Here is a 13,968-nt window from a genome sequence, read left to right as displayed (position 1 = left end):
AGGACACCGGCCAGCTGCGGGTGCGGGTGGAGGCGGCGCAGGACGTGTCGTACGCACGCATGGCGCAACTGCAGCAGTCGGTGGCGCAGGTGGTGCTGGCCGATCCGGCGGTGCGCGCCCTGAGCGCGGTGGTGGGCGTGGACGCGGCCAACAACACCATGCTCAACACCGGCACCATGCTGGTCAACTTCGAGCGCGGCCATGGCAGCCAGCAGGAACTGATGCAGCGCCTGAAGGACGAAGTCCAGAAGCAGGTGGCGGGCGTCACGCTCTACATGCAGCCCACGCAGGACCTGACCATCGACGCGGAGACCGGCCCCACCGAGTACCGCGTGTCGATCGAAGGGGCGGACACCGAGCAGGTGAACACCTGGGCCAACCGGCTGGTCGCCAAGCTGCAGGCGCAGGACTTGCAGCCGTGGGTGCGCAACGCCACCACCGACGCGGGCGCGCAGGGCCTGGCCGCCTACGTGGACATCGACCGCAACACCGCCTCGCGCCTCTCCATCACCGCCAGCGCGGTGGACGACGCGATCTACAGCGCCTTCGGCCAGCGCATCGTCTCCACCATCTTCACCGAGACCAACCAGTACCGCGTGATCCTGGAGGCGCAGCGCGGCGGCCTCGCGTCCGTGGAAGGCCTGAGCTCGCTGCAGTTCAAGACAGGCAGCGGCGCGACCACGCCCCTGTCGTCCTTCGCCACCGTGCGCGAGCAGCCGGCGCCGCTGCAGATCACCCGCGTGGCGCAGTACCCGGCCGCCACCGTGGGCTTCGACACCGCGCCCGGCGTGGCGCTGGGCCGCTCGGTCAGCCAGATCCGCAAGGCGGCGCAGGAGATCGGGCTGCCGCCCAGCATGACGCTGCGCTTTCTGGGGGCGGCCGGCGCTTATGAGAAATCGCTCACCAGCCAGCTCTACCTGATCCTGGCGGCGGTGGTGTGCGTCTACATCGTGCTGGGCGTGCTGTACGAGAGCTACGTGCACCCGCTCACCATCCTCAGCACGCTGCCGTCTGCCGGCGTGGGCGCGCTGCTGGCGCTCATGGTCAGCGGCAACGACCTGGGCGTGATCGGCATCATCGGCATCATCCTTCTCATCGGCATCGTGAAGAAGAACGCGATCATGATGATCGACTTCGCCATCGATGCCGAGAGAAACCAGGGCATGGGTCCGCAGCAGGCCATCCACCAGGCCGCGCTGCTGCGCTTCCGCCCGATCATGATGACCACGCTGGCGGCGCTGGGTGCGGCGCTGCCGCTGATGTTCGGCTGGGGCGAGGGCGCGGAGCTGCGCCGGCCGTTGGGCCTGGCCATCTTCGGCGGGCTGGTGCTGTCGCAGGCGCTCACGCTCTACACCACGCCGGTGATCTACCTCGCCTTCGACCGCCTCGGCCAGCGTCTGCGTCCCGCGCGCCCTGCGCAGGACGAAGGGGAGCCGGCGTGAATCTCTCGCGGCCGTTTGTCCAGCGCCCCATCGCCACGGTGCTGCTGACCATCGGCCTGGCACTGGCGGGCATGATGGCCTTCTTCGTGCTGCCGGTGGCGCCGCTGCCGCAGGTGGACTACCCCACCATTTCCGTCAGCGCCACCATCGCCGGCGCCAGCCCCAGCACCATGGCCTCCAGCGTGGCCACGCCGCTGGAGCGCTACCTGGGCGCGATCCCCGGCGTGAACGAGATCACCTCGAGCAGCTCCAACGGCACGACCCGCGTCACGCTGCAGTTCGACCTGTCCCGCAACATCGACTCGGCCGCGCGCGAGGTGCAGGCCGCCATCAATGCCGCGCGGGTGGACCTGCCTTCCACGCTGCGCAGCAACCCGACCTACCGCAAGGTGAACCCGGCGGCCTCGCCGGTGATCATCCTGGCGCTCACCTCCAAGACGCGCACGCCGGGGCAGATCTACGACGCGGTCTCCAACATCGTGAGCCAGCGCCTGTCGCAGGTGGAAGGCGTGGGCGACGTGGAGATCGGCGGCGGCTCGCTGCCGGCGGTGCGCATCGAGCTGGAGCCCTATTCGCTCAACCGATTCGGCATCAGCACGGAAGACGTGCGCGCCGCCATCCAGGCCAACAACGCCAACCGCCCCAAGGGCGAGATCCAGAGCGGCGACCGGCGCCTGCAGATCTACACGCCCGCGCCGGGCCTGCGCGCGGCCGACTACCGCGACCTGGTCATCGCCTGGCGCAACAATGCCGCAGTGCGGCTGCGCGACGTGGCGCGGGTGGAAGACGGCGTGGAGAACACGCGCACCGTGGGCCTGTTCAACGGCGCGCCGGCGGTGGTGGTGCTGGTCACGCAGCAGCCGGGCGCCAACATCATCGAGACGGTGGACAGCGTGCGCGCGCTGCTGCCCGAGCTGCGCGCCCAGCTGCCGGCGGACATCGCGGTGCAGGTGGCGTCCGACCGCACCAACTCCATCCGCGCCTCGCTGCGCGAGGTGGAGGCCACGCTGATCATCTCGGTCGGCCTGGTGGTGCTGGTGGTGGGCCTGTTCCTGCGGCGCGCGCGGGCCACCGTCATTCCGGCGGTGGCCACGGTGGTGTCGCTGATGGCCACCTTCGGCGTGATGCACCTGCTGCACTTCTCGCTCAACAACCTCAGCCTGATGGCGCTCACCGTGGCGACCGGCTTCGTGGTGGACGATGCGATTGTGGTGCTGGAGAACATCCAGCGCCACATCGAGGCCGGCATGGGCCGCATGGAGGCGGCGCTCAAGGGCGCGCGCGAGGTGGGCTTCACGGTGCTGTCCATCAGCCTGTCGCTGGTGGCGGTGTTCATTCCGCTCTTGTTCATGGGCGGGCAGGTGGGGCGCCTGTTCTCCGAATTCGCTATCACGCTGTCGGCGGCGGTGCTGATCTCGCTGGTGGTCTCGCTCACCACCACGCCGATGATGTGCGCCGCGCTGCTGCGCGCCGAGAGTCACTATCGGCACCACCCGCCCGGGCGCCTGGGCCGCGCCGCCGAACGCGGCTGGGAGAAGGTGCTGCGCACCTACGCGGTGAGCCTGGACTGGGCGCTGGCGCACAAGGCGCTGGTCATGCTCACGCTGGTGGTCGTGGTGGTGCTCAACTTCGTACTCTTCGCCGCCATTCCCAAGGGCTACTTCCCGCAGCAGGACAACGGGCAGATGATTGCCGGCATCCGGGCCGACCAGAGCATCTCCTCGGCCAAGCTCACCGAAAAGCTCGAGCAGGCGGTGAAGATCATCCATGCCGACCCGGCCATCGACACGGTGGTGGGCTTTGCGGGCGGCTCGCGTGCCGGCGGCGGCTTCATGTTCGTCAACCTCAAGCCGGTGGGCCAGCGCGACGTAAAAACGCAGCAGGTGATCGACCGGCTGCGACCGCAACTCAACCAGATCCCGGGCCTGCGCATCTTCCTGGGCCCGGTGCAGGACCTGCGCATGGGCGGGCGGCAGAGCAACTCCACCTACCAGTACACGCTCAGGAGCGACAACCTGGCGGACCTGCGCACCTGGTCGGCCAGGCTGGCCGAGCGCATGGCGGCCTACCCGCAACTGGCCGACGTGGACGGCGAAAGCAGCGACAACGGCGTGGAGACCTACGTGCAGGTGGACCGCGACCAGGCCGCGCGCCTGGGCGTGAACACCACGGCGCTCAACAGCGCGCTGTACAACGCCTTCGGACAGCGCTCGGTGGCCACCATCTACAACGACCGCAACCAGTACTCGGTGATCATGGAATGGGCGCCGCGCTTCCAGCCCTCGCCGGTGGTGCTGGCCGACCTGTACGTGCCCTCCACGCTCAACAGCACCACGAATGCGGCCGGCCAGACGGTGCTCAGCTCGGTCGAGAACAAGACCGATGCGAACACCGGCACCTCCACGGCCACCTCGGCCAACCCGGGCTCGCGCGCCTCGTCGGCCGGGCAGGCCCTGGCCACCAGCACCACCGCGCTGGTGCCGCTGTCCACCTTCGCGCGGCTGGCCGAGCGGGCGGTGCCCAGCTCCATCAGCCACCAGGGGACCGAGCTGGCCAGCACCGTGTCGTTCAACCTGCCGGCCGGCGTGACGCTGGAAGATGCCAAGCGCGCCGTGCGGCAGGCCGAGGCCGACATCGCCATGCCCATCAACGTGCGCGGCAGCTTCGAAGGCACCGCGCGCGCCGCCGGCGACACCAGCGCGCAGCAGGCCGTGCTGATCCTTGCGGCGGTGGTGGTGATCTACATCGTGCTGGGCATTCTTTACGAAAGCCTCATCCATCCGGTGACGGTGCTCAGCACGCTGCCCTCGGCCGGCGTGGGCGCCGTGCTGGCGCTGATGATCTTCCGCATGGAGCTGTCGGTCATCGCGCTGATCGGCCTGTTCCTGCTGATCGGCATCGTCAAGAAGAACGCGATCCTGATCATCGACTTTGCGCTGGACGCGCAGCGCGCGCGCGGCCTCACGGCGGCGCAGGCGGTGCGCGAGGCCTGCCTGCTGCGCCTGCGCCCGATCCTCATGACCACCATGGCCGCCATGCTGGGCGCGCTGCCGCTGGCCATCGGCTTCGGCCTCGGCTCCGAGCTGCGCCAGCCGCTGGGCGTGGCCATCATCGGCGGGCTGCTGGCCTGCCAGCTCCTGACCCTGCTGACCACGCCCGTGGTCTACGTGCTGCTCGACAAGCTGCGCCGCCAAAGCAGCGACGAGCGTGCGCTCAGCCGCGCCGGCGCCGCCGAACAGGCCGCTTCGGCATGACCTTCAACCGCCTGTCCATGAAGAAGAACCGCTTGCATTCCTCCCTTGTCCGCAGCACGGTGGCCGTGGCCGCGCTGGCACTGCTGGCCGGCTGTGCCGTCGGCCCGGCCTACGAGCGGCCCGAGACGCCCGCGCCAGCCACGTGGAAGGAGGCACCGGTGGCCGAGGGCTGGTCGCCCGCGGTGCCGGCCGATGCGCTGGAGCGGGGCGAATGGTGGAAGCTCTTCAACGACCAAGGCCTGAACGAACTGGCCGCGCGGGTGCAGCTGTCCAACCAGAACATCGCGGCGGCGGTGGCCAACTACGCACAGGCGCAAGCCGCGGTGCGCGAGCAGCGCGCGGCCCTCTTTCCCACCGTCGCTCTCACCGGCAGCGCGCGCCGCAGCGGCGAGCGCACGCCGGGCAGCACCAGCGGCAGCGCCAACGTGGCATTGGGCGCTTCGTGGGAGCCCGACCTGTGGGGGCGCCTGCGCGAATCCGTGAGCAGCGCGCAGGCCACGGCGCAGGCCAGCGAGGCCGACCTGGCCTCGGCGCGCCTGTCGATGCTGGGCGAGCTGGCCATCAACTACTTCTCGCTGCGCGAGGCCGATGCCGAACTGGGCGTGCTGGCCAGCACCATCGAGGGCTACGAGCGCTCGCTGACCATCACGCGCAACCGCTACGAGGCGGGCATTGCCGCGCAAAGCGACGTGCTGCAGGCCGAGACGCTGCTGGCCAACACGCGCGCGCAGCATGCGGCCACGGTGCGCACGCGCGCCGCGCTGGAGCACGCCATCGCGGTGCTGACCGGCGTGCCGCCCTCGGGCTTCTCGGTTCCGCCGGTGGCCTGGACGCCGGTGGTGCCGCGCATTCCCAGCGGCGTGCCGTCCGAACTCTTGCAGCGCCGTCCCGACATCGCCGCGGCCGAGCGCGACGTGTCGGTGGCCAATTCGCAGATCGGCATTGCCCGCTCGGCGTACTTCCCCAGTTTCAGCATCGATGCTTCGCTGGGCCGCTCGAGCACGCGTGTGTCCGACCTGTTCAATGCCTCGAACACGCTGTGGTCGCTGGGCCTGTCGGTGGCGCAGGTGGTGTTCGACGCCGGCGCCATCGGCGCGCGCGTGGACCAGGCCAGCGCCTCGCGGGACGCGGCCATTGCGCGCTACCGGCAGACGGTGCTCGCCGCTTTCCAGGCGGTGGAGGACCAGCTCAGCGCCGCGGCCAGCCTGGAGCAGCAGCTGCAGCAGTACGTGATTGCCTCGCAGGCGGCAGACAGGACGGAGCAGCAGATCATCAACCGCTACCGGGCGGGCCAGGTGGGCTATACCGAGGTGGTGGTGGCCCAGGCCTCGGCCTTGAATGCGCGCCGCAATGTGCTGCAGCTGCAGGTGGCGCAGCAACTGGCGGCCATCGGCCTGATCCAGGCCCTGGGCGGCGGATGGCAGGCGCAGTGGATGGCGCAGGGCAGTCGCGGAGAAAGCAGCGCGAACTGAGTTCGCGGCCCGGCATCCGGCGCCTGGCGTCAGCGGGGCAGTTGGAGCGGTGCCAGGAATTCCGTGCGGGCGAAGTTGGCGCCCTGCGCATCGGGAAGGCCCGAGAACTCGGTGCGCGCGAACGGATCGGCGCCGGAAGCCGAATCCGGCTGCTCCGATCCATCCGGCACCATGGGGTGCGCCAGCGCCGGACGTGCGGCCAACGGCCGGACGCGGGCCGCGTTGGCGGCATGCCGCACCCGGGACTCTTCGCGCAGGCGGGCGATCTGGGCGCGGATGTCGTCCATCTGGCGCAGCGTCACGGGATTCGGCGCCTCCATCTGCACGGCCAGCTCCGGCCGGAACTCGGCGAACTGCCGGGCCAGGGCCGGGTCGAGCGGTTCCTCGGTCACCACCACCGAGGACGACCCGGGCGCGATCTCGGGAGGCGCGAAGAAGGACGCCGCCTCGAAGTGCTGAGGGGGCAGGGTGGAAGGCGCATCTTCGACATCCACCGCGGCGTGCAGGGCGGCCATTCGCGATTCGATCACTTCGTCTTCCGAGTCTTCCCGCGCCCGTGCGCGGGAGGCGTCGCGCCGGGCCTTGGCCACCGGTTTCGCGGCGGGTTGGGGGCGGGTGGCGACCGCCGCCCGGTGCAGCGCGGAGAACCGGGTGGCGCACAGCATCGCCAGGAAAACGGCCAGGGTGGCGCCGAGATAGCTCAGGCTGCCGAGGGCTTCGATGTAGACGAGGCAGGACCCCGCCACGGCGAGAGAGGCGATGCCGAGTGTGGCGAAGGCAAGGCCGGATTGTTGTTGGTTCATTGATGTACCCCGAAAGTGTTCACATAATTTTGCAAATGGACGGGGCTTTGGGGGAAGTCGGCAAGAGGATTTACTAAAAAAGTGTGAACTAAACGGCACATTCGGGCTAACCATGAGGCGCCTGGGTGGCAAGGCAGGGCATGAGACATTTGAGTGACAGTGCCGTGGAATTTGTCACGCCATGCCGGACCGGGCGTTGCCAGGAAAGAATGCTTTCCATCTACAGTCCGACCCAGAAGAGACAGGGCCACCATGAACACCTATCCCACCGTCCGTCAGGCAACCGGCGTTGCCCGAACCCTCAGCAAGTTTTCGGCGTGCACCATCGTGGTCTACAAGACCGCCGAATCCAAGTTCGTGACGGCCCGGCCAGGCGATTCGGTCGACGGTGTGATCGAGGGCGTGTACCGCAACGGCTACCTCGTCCCCACGCTTCTGAGCAGGGCGCGCTGATCGACCGGCGCGCTCGTTGCGCCCGCCTTCCGGTAGCACTCCGCTCGTTCATCCATCCAGATCGTCGCTGGCGCCAGTCACGGCGCAGCGCGGCTGCTGGCGATAATCCAGGCTCTTTCAAGTCAAGCCAAGGAGCGCACGTTGGATCTGGTATTGCTGGTCAAGGCCGCGGTGATGGGCATCGTGGAGGGCCTCACGGAATTCCTCCCCATTTCATCCACCGGCCACCTGATCCTCGCGGGCTCGCTGCTGGGTTTCGACGACAACAAGGCCAAGGTCTTCGACATCGCCATCCAGACCGGCGCGATCTTCGCGGTGATCCTGGTGTACTGGCAGAAGATCCATGCCACCGTGGTGGCGCTGCCGCGCCAGGCCAAGGCACGGCGCTTTGTGCTGAACGTGCTCATCGCCTTCTTCCCTGCCGTGGTGCTGGGCCTGCTGTTCGGCAAGGCCATCCAGGAACACCTGTTCACCCCAGCCGTGGTGGCGGCGACCTTCATCGTCGGCGGCTTCGTGATCCTCTGGGCCGAAAAGCGCCCGCCCGGCTCGGTGCGCGTCGAGAACGTGGACGACATGACGCCCTGGGACGCGCTCAAGGTCGGCCTGGTGCAGTGCTTTGCCATGATCCCCGGCACCAGCCGCTCGGGCGCCACCATCATCGGCGGCATGCTGCTGGGCCTGTCACGCAAGGCGGCCACCGAGTTCTCCTTCTTTTTGGCCATGCCCACGCTCATCGGCGCCGGCGCCTACAGCCTCTACAAGGAGCGGGCGCTGCTGTCCATGGCCGACCTGCCGATGTTCCTGGTCGGGCTGGTGTTCTCGTTCATCAGCGCCTGGCTATGCGTGCGCTGGCTGCTGCGCTACATCTCAACGCACGACTTCATTCCCTTCGCCTGGTATCGCATCGCGTTCGGCATCGTGGTGCTGGCCACGGCCTGGAGCGGCGCCGTGGTGTGGGCCGACTGAAGCAAACCGCTACGCGCCGCCCTTGGCGCCCCCCTGGCGGGCTTCTTCCAGCAACTGCTGGATGACCCGCTCGGATCTTTCGTATTCGCCTTCGCCGAAGTGATGGAAGCGGATGCGCCCTTGCGCATCGATGAAGTAGTGGGCGGGCCAGTAGCGGTTGTTGAAGGCCCGCCAGATGGCGAAGTTGTTGTCCACCGCCACGGGGAACTCGATGCCGAGTTCCTGGACGGCGCGCTTCACGTTGCCGATGTTCTTCTCGTAGGCGAATTCCGGCGAGTGCACCCCCACCACGACGAGCCCCTGGTCCTTGTACTTGCGGTACCAGTCGCGCACGTAGGGCAGCGCGTTGCGGCAGTTGTAGCAGCCGAAAGTCCAGATATCCACCAGCACGACCTTGCCGCGCAACTGCTGCACGGACAGCGGCGGCGAGTTGATCCATTCGACGGCGCCGTCGAAGCCGGGCAGAACGCCTTCGACCGGAAGGTCCAGCCGCGTTGGCTCGCGCATCTGCATCTTGTGCAGGGCCGGAGAGACGAGTCGTTGCTCGACGCGCGAGGCACCTGCCTGCTGCGACAGGCGTGCCAGTGCGCCGGTATCCAGGCCCAGCGCGATGGCGGCCACCGATGCCAGCACGGCGGCGCCCAGTCCGCGGTGCACGGCCGCATTGGCCGAGGCGAAGGCGCGCAGGCGGGAGAGCACACGGTCGCCGACGCACAGCACGACGGCGAGCGAGGTCGCGGCGCCCAGTCCGTAGCTCAGCAGCAGCAAGAAGGTACGCAGCGTGGGGCCTTCGAACATCGCGCCGCTGAGGATGACGCCCAGCACGGGCCCCGCGCATGGCGCCCAGAGCAGGCCGGTGGCCGCACCCAGAACCAGGGCGCTGCGGGGCGAGCCGGATGGGTGGGTGTTGGCAGACAACCGTGTGCCCAGCGCCACGAGCGGGCGCGCCATCCAGTCAGACAGGGACGGCACGAGCAGCATCAGTCCGGCAAACCCCAGTACACCCAGCGCCAGCCAGCGCCCGTAGTCGTTGATGCGTGCCGCCCAGGCGCCGGCCACGGCCCCCAGCGAGGCCACCGCCGCGAAGGTCAGCGCCATGCCGGCCAGCAGGGGCAGGCCGTTGCGCATGAAGGGCCGTCCGGAGCGCGTGAAGACGAACGGAATGACCGGCAGAATGCAGGGCGACAGGATGGTGAGCACGCCGGCCAGAAAAGCGAGCAGGGCGATCAGCATGGGGGCCTCCGTTGGCAGCAGGGCATGGCAGATGCGTGCTAGTTCGTGCCGACGGCCGGCCTGGTTACGGTGATCGACACCTCCTGCTGCACATTCAAATGAAAACGGGGAGAAAACCGATGTACTTGCGCCCCACCTTGGTCGCGCTCCTTTTCTGCACCGGCGCAGCGGGCGCGATGGCTCAATCCAGCCTGCAAATCGGCGGCCTGATCGACATCGGCCTGTACCGCGACACGAACAAGACGTGGCAGCTGGGCCCCATCCAGCGCAGCAACCTCGCATTCACCGGCCAGGAGGACCTGGGCGGCGGGCTGGCGGCCACCTTTGCGCTGAACATGCGCTTCGAGACCGACACGGGCCAGCTGGAGCAGACCAACAAGCCCTTCTTCCATGGCGAGTCCACGGTGGGCCTGAAGGGCGCGCTGGGCAGCATCCGGCTGGGCCGTGCGCTGGATGCGATGTACAGCCAGGACTGGCAGTTCGACGCCTGGGGCAACTACGACCGCATCGCGTCGCCGGCCTGGGACATCTGGCACTACAACTATCCGTCGGACCCGCGCGGCAACGCCGGCACGCCGGAATACGGCCGGCTGAACAACGGCGTGTTCTACGACTCGCCGACCCTTGCCGGCTTCTCCATTCACCTGAGCACGGCCGCCAACGAGGACGTGCGCGGCCTGCCGCCCGGCAGTCCCGGCACCGACCCGGGCGACCTGCGGCAGCCCGCAGCCCTGGGGCGCCTCGATCACCTACGGCGGCGAGTACCTGGGCGCCATGCTGGCGCGGGAGCAGAACAGCCTGGGCAACACCGACACCTTCGTCGGCCTGCGCGGCAGCCTGGGCGATTTCACCGCGTTCGGCGCGTGGGACCGCAGCGAGGCCTTCGGCTCCGTCGCCAAGGTGGTGACGCTGAGCGTGCAGTACGTGCTGGGCCGCTTCACCCTGCGCGGCGGCTGGGGCCGCATGGACCTGGACGGCGTGGACGCGCAGCGCACCATCGGCGCCGGCGTGGCCTATGCCTTCTCCAAGCGCACCAGCGTGTACGTGGACGCCGCCAGCAAGCGCTATCCGCAGGACACGGGCAGCATGTACGGCGTGGGCATGGCGCACAGCTTTTGAGCTGCGCAGGCCGGCGTGGCTACAGCAGGTTGCGCAGCGCCGCCTCGACCGCCGCCGCGGTGGCGATCGGCTTTTCCATCGGAAAGAGGTGCGTGCCGTCGAGCATCGTCATGCGTCCCTTGGTGACCTGCTGCGTCATGGTCAGGCCCACGCGCTTCATTTCCACCGACTGGCGCCCGCCGATGAAGGCGGCCTTGCACTTGAGCGGATGCTTGCGCAGCAGCCCGCTCAGGTTGTGCGGCAGCGTCTCGTAGATGGCGGTTTCCACGTCGCGGTCGAAGCTCAGGAGGCGCGAATCCTCGGCGTCGAAGGTGCCGTGCTCGACGTAGTCGCGCAGCACGCGCTCGTCCCAGTTGGCAAAGGCCTTCTTGCTGCGGAAATGCTCGAACACCGCCTCGCGGTGCTCCCAGACATTCTTGCGCTTGCGGCTGATGGTGCCGGGCGTGATGCTCTTCATGAGCGGCGTGCGCTTGGTCAGCTCCAGGGCGCCGGCGCGCCAGCCGCCCAGGATGGGCGAATCGATCAGCACCACGCCGCGCGCCAGCTCGGGATGCCGCGCGGCGCACATCAGGCTGAGGAAACCGCCCAGCGAATGGCCCACCAGGAACACCGGGCCGCCGGCAAAGTCGGCGCGCTCGCGCGCGAAGTCGGCCAGCTGCTGCACCAGGTGCGGCCAGTTGTCGGTGACGGGGTACTTCGGGTCGTGCCCGAACTTCTCGATGGCATGGACGTCGAAGCCGCGGTTGCGCAGGCTGTCGAGCATCACGCGATAGGTGCTGGCGGGAAAGCTGTTCCCGTGGGAGAAAACGATAGGAGGCATGAAAGAAGGACACGGCAAGCGCTGCCGTGTTCCCGCTAGATCAGTTTTTCGTCGGGCGTCGAGATCTTGCGCAGGGCGCCGTGGCGCGCGGCCGGCATGCGCAGCGGGTGCTGGGTGAAGCTCTCGTCCCACACCGGGTCCTCGATGCTGTCGAACACTTCGCGCAGCTTCTGGCCCCAGCTGTTGTGGAGCATGCGGTAGTACGGGTTCTCGGCGTCGATGCAGATCACGCGGTCGGTCTGCAGGGCGTTGGCCTCGTACACCACCAGGTCCAGCGGCAGGCCGACCGAGAGGTTGGACTTCATGGTCGAGTCCATCGACACCAGCGCGCACTTGGCGGCTTCTTCCAGCGGCGTGTCGGGCGTGAGCACGCGGTCGAGCACCGGCTTGCCGTACTTGGATTCGCCCACCTGGAAGTAGGGCGTCTCGGTGGTGGCCTCGATGAAGTTGCCGGCCGAGTAGACCAGGAAGAGGCGCATGCCCTCGCCCTTGACCTGCCCGCCGAAGATGAAGGAGACGTTGAAGTCCAGCCCGGCCTGCTTGAGCGAGGCTGCGTCGCGCTCGTAGACGTGGCGCACCGCCGAGCCCAGCACGCGGGCCGCATCGAACATGCTGGGCGCGTTCCAGATGGTGATGGGCGGGCTGTCCTCGGTCTCGCGCAGCTCTTCGATCTGCAGGATCTCGCGCACCGACTGCGAAATGCTCAGGTTGCCCGCCGACAGCAGCACCATGAAGCGGTCGCCCGGCTGCTCGTAGACGATCATCTTGCGGAAGGTGCTGATGTGGTCCACGCCCGCATTGGTGCGCGAATCCGACAGGAACACCAGGCCGGCGTTGAGTTTGATGCCTACGCAGTACGTCATGGGGCTGGTGCTTTGTTGTTGGAGTGGGTTGTTGGCCGGTTTCACTGCTATGGCTGTTGCTGCTCGCGTCGGCGCAGCTTCTGCAAGGCGTAGAGCGCGTCCAGCGCCTCCCTGGGGCTCATCGCATCGGGGTCGAGCGCAGCCAGTGCCGATTCTACGGCGCTGGGTGCGGCCGCTTCTTCCTGCGGCGGCGGTGCGAACAGGTCCACCTGCGCCCGCGATTCGTTCTGCTGCGCCTCCAGCGCGCCCAGCGCCTTCTGGGCGTGGTTGACCACCGCCGCCGGCATGCCGGCCAGGCGCGCCACCTGGATGCCGTAGCTGCGGCTGGCAGGGCCGGCCTCCATTTCGTGCAGGAAGACGATGTCGCGCCCGGCCTCGGTGGCGCTCACATGCATGTTCACCGCCTGCCGGTGGTCGGCCGGAAATTCCGTCAGCTCGAAGTAGTGCGTGGCAAAGAGGGTGAAGGCGCGCGAGCGGTCGTGCAGATAGGCTGCGATGCCGGCGGCCAGCGCCAGCCCGTCGAAGGTGCTGGTGCCGCGGCCGATCTCATCCATGAGCACCAGGGACTGGGCCGTCGCGCTGTGCAGGATCTGCGCCGCCTCGGTCATCTCCAGCATGAAGGTGGACTGCGCGTTGGCCAGGTCGTCGGCCGCGCCGATGCGGGTGTGGATCGCGTCGATGGGCCCCAGCCGGCATTCGGCCGCCGGCACGTACGAGCCCATGGAGGCCAGCAGCACGATGATGGCGATCTGCCGCATGTAGGTCGACTTGCCGCCCATGTTGGGGCCGGTGATGACCTGCATGCGCTGCTGCGGCGACAGGCGCGTGTCGTTGGCGATGAAGCTGCCGGCCGATTTCTCCGCCAGGCGCGCCTCCACCACCGGGTGGCGGCCCTGCACGATCTCGATGCACGGGTGCGCCACGAATTCGGGCGCGTTCCAGTTCAGCGTGTGCGCCCGCTCGGCCAGCGCGCACAGCGCGTCGAGCGACGCAATGGCGAAGGCCACGCCGGTGAGCGGCTGCACATGGGGCTGCAGCGCGTCGAGCAGCTGGTCGTACAGCCACTTCTCGCGCGCGAGGGCGCGGTCCTGCGCCGACAGGGCCTTGTCCTCGAAGGCCTTGAGTTCGGGCGTGATGAAGCGCTCGGCGTTCTTCAGCGTCTGGCGGCGGCGGTAGTCGTCGGGCACCTTGGACAGCGCGCTTTGCGTCACCTCGATGTAGAAGCCGTGCACGCGGTTGAACTGCACTCGCAGGTTGGCGATGCCGGTGCGCTCGCGTTCGCGCACTTCCAGCTCCAGCAGGAAGGCGTCGCAGTTCTCGCCGATGGCGCGCAGCTCGTCGAGCTCGGCGTCGAAGCCTTCTGCGATCACGCCGCCGTCGCGCACCAGGGCCGAGGGCTCGGCCTTCAGCGCACGGGCCAGCAGCTCGGCGCAGCCCTCGGGCGGCGACAGGTCCTGTGCAATGTGCTGCAGCAGCGCCGCGCCGGGCGGCAGCAGCGGGGCCAGCGTGCGCGCCTTCTGCAGCGCCAGGCCCAGGGCCACCA

General features: G+C 68.5%; 10 protein-coding genes and 2 pseudogenes. 7 read left to right on the top strand and 5 right to left on the bottom strand.

Annotation, left to right across the window (positions count from 1 at the left end; genetic code table 11):
* From VSO01S_RS23425 to VSO01S_RS23415, 3 genes are all read left to right on the top strand, one after another.
* Nucleotides 1–1,442, top strand: a 1,442-nt coding sequence (locus VSO01S_RS23425; protein WP_174544765.1) for an efflux RND transporter permease subunit, incomplete at its 5' end; no start/stop codon positions are given.
* Complete coding sequence (locus VSO01S_RS23420; protein WP_068645195.1) at nt 1,439–4,696, top strand: efflux RND transporter permease subunit; 3,258 nt, start codon at nt 1,439–1,441, stop codon at nt 4,694–4,696. The genes VSO01S_RS23425 and VSO01S_RS23420, both read left to right, overlap by 4 nt.
* A 17-nt stretch (nt 4,697–4,713) precedes the next feature.
* On the top strand, nt 4,714–6,168 hold the full coding sequence (locus tag VSO01S_RS23415) for an efflux transporter outer membrane subunit (protein WP_153305394.1): 1,455 nt from the start codon (nt 4,714–4,716) through the stop codon (nt 6,166–6,168).
* A 29-nt stretch (nt 6,169–6,197) separates the two neighbouring features.
* Here the strand turns inward: VSO01S_RS23415 and VSO01S_RS23410 are convergent, their stop codons facing one another.
* Nucleotides 6,198–6,971 carry a hypothetical protein gene (locus VSO01S_RS23410; protein ID WP_068645193.1) on the bottom strand — a complete coding sequence of 258 codons (774 nt, stop codon included), beginning with the start codon at nt 6,969–6,971 and terminating at the stop codon, nt 6,198–6,200.
* A gap of 252 nt (nt 6,972–7,223) precedes the next feature.
* On the opposite strand from VSO01S_RS23410, the gene VSO01S_RS23405 reads away from it, so the two are divergent.
* Together VSO01S_RS23405 and VSO01S_RS23400 are read left to right on the top strand one after the other, a co-directional pair.
* Nucleotides 7,224–7,424 carry a hypothetical protein gene (locus VSO01S_RS23405; RefSeq protein ID WP_068645192.1) on the top strand — a complete coding sequence of 67 codons (201 nt, stop codon included), beginning with the start codon at nt 7,224–7,226 and terminating at the stop codon, nt 7,422–7,424.
* Between the two features lie 141 nt (nt 7,425–7,565).
* Complete coding sequence (locus VSO01S_RS23400) at nt 7,566–8,390, top strand: undecaprenyl-diphosphate phosphatase (RefSeq protein ID WP_068645191.1); 825 nt, start codon at nt 7,566–7,568, stop codon at nt 8,388–8,390.
* Nucleotides 8,391–8,399: 9 nt separating this feature from the next.
* Here the strand turns inward: VSO01S_RS23400 and VSO01S_RS23395 are convergent, their stop codons facing one another.
* Nucleotides 8,400–9,623, bottom strand: coding sequence for a cytochrome c biogenesis protein DipZ (locus VSO01S_RS23395; RefSeq protein ID WP_068645190.1), 1,224 nt, complete (start codon nt 9,621–9,623; stop codon nt 8,400–8,402).
* Nucleotides 9,624–9,721: 98 nt separating this feature from the next.
* On the opposite strand from VSO01S_RS23395, the pseudogene VSO01S_RS28290 reads away from it, so the two are divergent.
* A pseudogene (locus VSO01S_RS28290) lies at nt 9,722–10,231 on the top strand (porin); the annotation flags it as partial.
* 133 nt (nt 10,232–10,364) lie between these two features.
* Nucleotides 10,365–10,742: pseudogene (locus tag VSO01S_RS28185) on the top strand (porin); the annotation flags it as partial.
* 19 nt (nt 10,743–10,761) lie between these two features.
* Here VSO01S_RS28185 and VSO01S_RS23380 read toward each other — a convergent pair.
* From VSO01S_RS23380 to mutS, 3 genes are all read right to left on the bottom strand, one after another.
* Nucleotides 10,762–11,562 (bottom strand): alpha/beta hydrolase, encoded by an 801-nt coding sequence (locus VSO01S_RS23380; RefSeq protein WP_068645187.1) that lies wholly within the window; start codon nt 11,560–11,562, stop codon nt 10,762–10,764.
* A gap of 35 nt (nt 11,563–11,597) precedes the next feature.
* Nucleotides 11,598–12,425, bottom strand: coding sequence for a proteasome-type protease (locus VSO01S_RS23375; RefSeq protein WP_068645186.1), 828 nt, complete (start codon nt 12,423–12,425; stop codon nt 11,598–11,600).
* A 47-nt stretch (nt 12,426–12,472) separates the two neighbouring features.
* Nucleotides 12,473–13,968, bottom strand: a 1,496-nt coding sequence (gene mutS, locus VSO01S_RS23370; RefSeq protein ID WP_153305393.1) for a DNA mismatch repair protein MutS, incomplete at its 5' end; no start/stop codon positions are given.

Origin of the sequence: Variovorax soli NBRC 106424, assembly GCF_001591385.1 — a bacterium.
GTDB classification, from domain to species: domain Bacteria; phylum Pseudomonadota; class Gammaproteobacteria; order Burkholderiales; family Burkholderiaceae_C; genus Variovorax; species Variovorax soli.
This window is presented reverse-complemented; position numbering and strand designations above follow the sequence as displayed.

Coding starts and splice junctions, on each gene's coding strand:
- VSO01S_RS23375 (WP_068645186.1), bottom strand. CDS start 12,425: ATGACGTACTGCGTAGGCATCAAACTCAACGCCGGCCTGGTGTTCCTG.
- VSO01S_RS23415 (WP_153305394.1), top strand. CDS start 4,714: ATGAAGAAGAACCGCTTGCATTCCTCCCTTGTCCGCAGCACGGTGGCC.
- VSO01S_RS23395 (WP_068645190.1), bottom strand. CDS start 9,623: ATGCTGATCGCCCTGCTCGCTTTTCTGGCCGGCGTGCTCACCATCCTG.
- VSO01S_RS23410 (WP_068645193.1), bottom strand. CDS start 6,971: ATGAACCAACAACAATCCGGCCTTGCCTTCGCCACACTCGGCATCGCC.
- VSO01S_RS23380 (WP_068645187.1), bottom strand. CDS start 11,562: ATGCCTCCTATCGTTTTCTCCCACGGGAACAGCTTTCCCGCCAGCACC.
- VSO01S_RS23405 (WP_068645192.1), top strand. CDS start 7,224: ATGAACACCTATCCCACCGTCCGTCAGGCAACCGGCGTTGCCCGAACC.